Annotated in this window: 6 protein-coding genes and 1 pseudogene; 2 read left to right on the top strand and 5 right to left on the bottom strand. The window is 38.9% G+C overall.

The annotated features are described in order from the left end of the window. Window positions 1-551 precede the first annotated feature (551 nt). Together GJV03_RS21025 and GJV03_RS21030 are read left to right on the top strand one after the other, a co-directional pair. Window positions 552-983, top strand: a complete 432-nt coding sequence (locus GJV03_RS21025) for a DUF4189 domain-containing protein (RefSeq protein ID WP_154131052.1) — start codon at window positions 552-554, stop codon at window positions 981-983. A 502-nt stretch (window positions 984-1,485) separates the two neighbouring features. Then, on the top strand, window positions 1,486-1,980 hold the full coding sequence (locus GJV03_RS21030; RefSeq protein WP_154131053.1) for an SMI1/KNR4 family protein: 495 nt from the start codon (window positions 1,486-1,488) through the stop codon (window positions 1,978-1,980). A 266-nt stretch (window positions 1,981-2,246) separates the two neighbouring features. Here the strand turns inward: GJV03_RS21030 and GJV03_RS21035 are convergent, their stop codons facing one another. The 5 genes and pseudogenes from GJV03_RS21035 to GJV03_RS21575 form a co-directional block, all read right to left on the bottom strand. Next, window positions 2,247-2,687 (bottom strand): lysozyme, encoded by a 441-nt coding sequence (locus tag GJV03_RS21035; RefSeq protein WP_154131054.1) that lies wholly within the window; start codon window positions 2,685-2,687, stop codon window positions 2,247-2,249. Continuing rightward, window positions 2,674-2,967 carry a hypothetical protein gene (locus GJV03_RS21040; protein ID WP_004817412.1) on the bottom strand — a complete coding sequence of 98 codons (294 nt, stop codon included), beginning with the start codon at window positions 2,965-2,967 and terminating at the stop codon, window positions 2,674-2,676. The genes GJV03_RS21035 and GJV03_RS21040 overlap by 14 nt, the downstream gene beginning before the upstream one ends. A gap of 60 nt (window positions 2,968-3,027) precedes the next feature. Continuing rightward, a complete protein-coding gene (locus GJV03_RS21045) occupies window positions 3,028-3,636 on the bottom strand; it encodes a hypothetical protein (RefSeq protein WP_154131055.1) in 609 nt (202 codons plus the stop codon). Between the two features lie 137 nt (window positions 3,637-3,773). Further along, window positions 3,774-4,070, bottom strand: coding sequence for a hypothetical protein (locus GJV03_RS21050; protein WP_154131056.1), 297 nt, complete (start codon window positions 4,068-4,070; stop codon window positions 3,774-3,776). Window positions 4,071-4,078: 8 nt separating this feature from the next. Next, window positions 4,079-5,378, bottom strand: a pseudogene (locus GJV03_RS21575) (phage tail protein); the annotation flags it as partial.

Here is a 5,378-nt window from a genome sequence, read left to right on the forward strand (position 1 = left end):
CGTACCAAATGGTAACTATACCCTTTCAAATGGTTCAAAATTATATCTTATGATGTATATAATTCTAGAAAAGATAGTTATTTTGAAGCAAAATTTTTAATTGAAAGGGGGAAAGTAACAAAATGGGGACATTCTGGTAATAAGGCTTGTGGGCTTGGGTTAGCTTCACCTTCAAAATTAATTCCAAAGACTCCGCTTCCTAAACCTACTTTATTAAATTAATTTACTTAATGCTACTTCTCTTAATTAATCCTTATTAAATAGAAGCCCTCAATTGAGGGCCTTACTCTTCGCATCATTCAAAGCGCTACACTCATTGTATTTAGCAACTGTATCAATGATCCATAGTGTGATTTCTTTACCCTGCCCTGATTCGAGTATTAAGAGTTTAGGGCAAGGTGGCATTTTGATATGAGAACTTATCTAAGTTTTTACATAAGCTGTATTATGTTATTTTAGAAAAATTAAGAAATGGATTCTAAAAATTTATTGATATAAACACTAACTTCGGATAAACCGTAGTTACAGAGCAATAATCACGGAGGTAATACATGATTGCGTTATATCGAACCTTGGTCGTCATTACCCTGTTGTTACCAGTGCCTGCATTGGCGCAACAGCCCGGCACGCCACAGTACAACAGTGTTTATCTGCCGGCGCATGGAGTGGGTGATACAGCACGATCTTCAGTCAACCAGTGGGGAGCTTGGGCGAGAGGAGACGATAGGAGACTGGGCTGGACTTTCTCGGGCAGAACAGAAGAAGAAGCAGGCCAACTGGCGGTGACCGACTGCACCGCACGCGGTTCGCAAAATTGCCAAGTGGTGAAGACGTTCGTCAATGCCTGCGCTGCTGTTGCGGCCGGCGCAAACAATCGTAGGTATTATATTTCGACGAAGAGCCAGCGGGTCGCTCGGCAGCAGGCACTTGAGGACTGTGGTCACGACTGCAAGATCGTTTTTGAAGGGTGTGCTGTCCCCTGAGGATGGAGGTGGCGCGCTTAAATTAAAGACTATTTAACATAATAGTCTTTAAGTAAATGAGCCCTCACTCAGAGGGCCATGCTTCAATCAATTTTTCTGCATCAGCTGCGTGTCCATCAGCTTTTTCTGCCACTGTTCGATATTCTGTGATGCAGTTTTCGAGTATGTCACTGTTGGCAGTGGTGTACTCAATGATGGTTTTTTTACCCTTGCCCTTACTCAAGCTTTAGTAGTTTAGGACACTGTAGCATTTTACATGAGAACTTATCAAAGTTTTTACATAAGCTCTTTTATGTTATTTTTAGTGAATCTAAAAGGTGGTGGATATATTAAATAGTGGTTTGACGGTGGTTAAAAGTCACCAGTAGGTGGTTGGAGTGAAAATGATATTCATCATATTAAGCCTCTAATATTTGGAGGTACTAATAATTTTAATAATTTAGTGCCTTTTCAAAGAAAATGCATTAAAGGGTATATTCTCAGTTTGGGAATAGGTACTAGTATGAATTATAGTTTTGAAGTCAATGTAGATTTATTAAAAAATAGTTGGACGAAACCTAAAGCAATAAATAATATTTCCATAGATATGTTATTTAGATGTAGGTTCTTACATGGAATAAATGAATTTAATGATATACCCTTTTCTGAAGATTTTATAGAATTCTATAGAATTTCTAATGGTGCATATTTGTTTGAAGATGTTATATATGGACAGTGGGGGTTAATATTATTAGATTTATATTTCATAGAAGTAAAAACACAAGAATTTATGCATGATTATAGAGATGATTTCATCTTTGGGGATTATATTATTGGTGAGTTTTTGGGAGATAATGATTTATTGCTATTAAGGTTAGATGAAACTAAAGAGGATTATGGCTCTATAATAGTAGCAAACCGAATGGATAGCAGAGAAGAGTGGAAAAAAGTAGAAAGAAATTTTCGTAATTTTATAGTGAATTTTGCAATTAATGAGGGACAGAAATATTGGGAATGAATATTTTGAGTTTGATGAGTGCTGATGAAAACACAGCAGAATTTAAAGCTTAAAAGATAAAAGTCATTGAAGAAAACAAAGGAAATGTCTCAAAAACAGCAAGACAGCTCTGGCTTTCGCATTCTCAGTTTGAATAATAATTTCAGTCTGCTTGTATTTCTGGATCTGCCCTACTTTGTGGTTCAGTAAGGCAAGACAAACAATCTACAAAAAAGCGAGAAGTCCAATTAAGATTTCTCGCCATTTTGAGATGAGTAGGAATAGTGTCATTTTAAAAATAACTCCATTTCAGCCTTACGACGTTTCACAAGTCCAGCCAATACACGACCACCAGCCTTGTTCCATTTAGGAAATTCAGCTGCAGCACCTTTATAGTCTTTGGCATTAAGCTTTTTTAGCAAAGTTGATTTACTAAGATTGCCCTCACCAAGGTTGTAAGTGAATGAGGCCAAAGCATCGAATTGGTTTTGATTAAGCGGTACTTTCACCATACGATTGATAGCATTTTCAAATACAACCAAGTCATTGCGAAGATATTGTTCTGCCTGAGATTCTGTGCATACATCACCTTTTTTAACACGCACACCATTCGGGTATTTGATTGTGCCAAATCCAATGGTCCAAACGCCTACACCATCGTCATAGGCTTTCAAACGTTTACCTTCGAAACCTTTGATTAAGTCTACTCCCGGATTACTTGTCTTCATTTGATTTCACCTTATCTTTCACAAATTTTTCAGCTTGTGACTCAACAAATTGACTACCTAAAGTTCCTAAAAATGCGCCTAAGCCTAGAATGGCAAGCATGTTTAAGTCAGATATCCAGATGAGTGCACCACCTGCACCAAGTGTTGTGAATCCATTCAAAATCGCTCGACCAAGAACAACTCTCCATGTTAGTTTTTCAGTGCTTACGAGTACTTTTGCCATAGCAATTACTACTCCCATTAGAATTAATTGAAGTGCCACTTTTTCATGCTCTTGCATGTAACCCCCTATTTTTGGCAATAAAAAAGCACCCTGTTAGGTGCCTTAGATTTTTGATGTTTAGTAATTTGTGACATCAAGTACGAATGATGGTGCGTATCCTTGTCGTGTGGTTGAGTCAATCATCGTATCATTTAAGGTTTCACTAAATTGGTAGCGCTGCTGATGCACCCTGTTATCAGAAGTAATGTAAAAAGCCGCTATGTTAATATTATGAATGGTCTGAGGTGTTCCAGTAGGACCAGGAGGAATTGAGGCATACACGTTATCACTAGCATCGCCTGTTATCATAATGGCTAACTTTTTTGCACCATCAAACTGTTCAGAAGTTGAAGAATTGGTACCTGCACCTGTAACAGGAACACCATTAACCGTCCACGTGGTTAAATTGTTGGCAGCCACACCTAATATTTTTAAATACGGCATACCTGAATCATAGGTCATTCGACCATTGGCATCGTACACTCGCAAACCATACGAAGATGTTGCGACCACATTGGAGCCATACAGATAATATTTAAGATTACCAGGATCACCACTAACCCATATATAACAAGTCATTCCAGAAGATGAATTACTCAGATTGGTTTTGGAGACTCGCACAGTCTTATCCAACTGAATAGCCACACTAGGATTTAAAATAAAGCTAGGATAAGTAAGTTTATACAATCTCCCTCCATAAGGAGGAACTGTATAACCACCTAAACTCGCAATAGTGCCTGAAGCAATTACACCCTGATTCATATAGTTGTTATCAATAACAATGTTACCTGTATCAGGGTTATAAATAGTTAAACCATAAGCCATTAATATACCCCATAAACAATAGGGCTATTGATATTTTCATATCTAATGGTACGTGCAGCATTATCAATAGCAAGTATTCGGTTAAAAGCGTAATTAGGCACATTGGTATCCTCTGCGGCAGGTTTTGTTAGGCACAAATAAGCAAATATATTCCCGGGTAGAGAAATATTAATTGTGCCTGTACTACCTTGCGCTGTTGCCGCTGGAGTTACCGTTCCAATAACTCTGGTTAATCGATCAGTCACCTCTTGAATCGGTTGTCCTGCTGCATTCCAGCATTTTAATCCGTAAGTCATTACATCTCCTATTTTTTTAAGTTGCCTAATTGACAGCGCAACACTCCCCCATTTTCAGGATCAAATACCTTAATGAAATCATCAGATATTAAAAGTCCGTTAGTGAGAGTTCCTAATGTTCCGATTTTTACGGTTAAAGCACTTAAACTATCGGCATAAATACGACTCGCATGCACATAGCCAAAATTTGCCATCTCAACATACATTCCTCTCGGTACCACGGTACCATTCGGTAATGTGATAGGCGTATTTTGCAAGACCATTAGCGGTTTTTCTGGTATCCCTTCCACGCCAGATGGTGCACCAAAATACACAGCATCATAGTTAAAGATCATTGTTGCAACTTTACCGTCATTTATTGAACCACGGCCTGCAACATGACCATTTACATCTGTTTTAATGAACTCTTGTGCATAAATGCCATCGATTGATGTTTGTTGAGTTTGAATACTCGCAGTGTTGCCATCTACAGTGGTTTGAATCGTACCGACTTGTTTTGCGGTAGCAGTTTGAGCTGTTGTAACCGCTTCAACTTTCGTTTGTACTGTTGCAAGATTTGTATTTGCTGTATTTGCTTTAGATAAAGCATCATTGGCAGTTGCTTGTGCTGTTGCCGCCTTGGCCTCTGCTGCTTGTTGAGCTGCATCAGCTTTATTTTTAGCATCCAACGCTGCAGCAGCTTTGGCCGCAGATTCGGCTGCATTTGCTTTAACTGTTGCATCAGTTGAGGCCGATGCCTTTGCTGCATCTGCTTCTGCTTTAGCTTTTGCATCAGCATAAGTTTTTGCTGCAACCTCGGCTGCTGTTGCTTTAGTTGCTGCATCTATAATTGCCTGATCTGCTGTTGATTGAGCTTTAACGGTTGAAGCTTGAACCGTATCAATACGTGAAGACTGTGCAGATTGAGCATCAGATATAGTCTTTATCTGACTTTGAACGGCAGTTTTATTACTGTCGAAATCAGCACGTACAGTATTAATACTCTCACTTAAAGACTTATCAGCATTCACCAATGTATTGAGTTGAGTTGTCACAGAAGCTTGATTTTCATTCATCTGAGCAAGCACTTGATCAGTACGAAGCGATTGAGCCACATCTCCTTCAATCCGTGCAGATTGCTCAGACCATACGCCTGCAAACCCACCCTCATTACCAATTAAGTCGTTTTCAGACCCAATCAATGTCGGGTTAATCTGCGCATAAACACCATCAACTTTAGTGGTGGTTGCTATCAATTTATTGTCAACATCAGCTACTTTCGATTCAACAGTACTTAATGCACCCGTTGTCGCATAATCACCAAGCTTG

It is taken from the genome of Acinetobacter sp. RIT698, assembly GCF_009668065.1.
In the GTDB taxonomy this organism is placed as follows: Bacteria; Pseudomonadota; Gammaproteobacteria; order Pseudomonadales; family Moraxellaceae; genus Acinetobacter; species Acinetobacter guillouiae.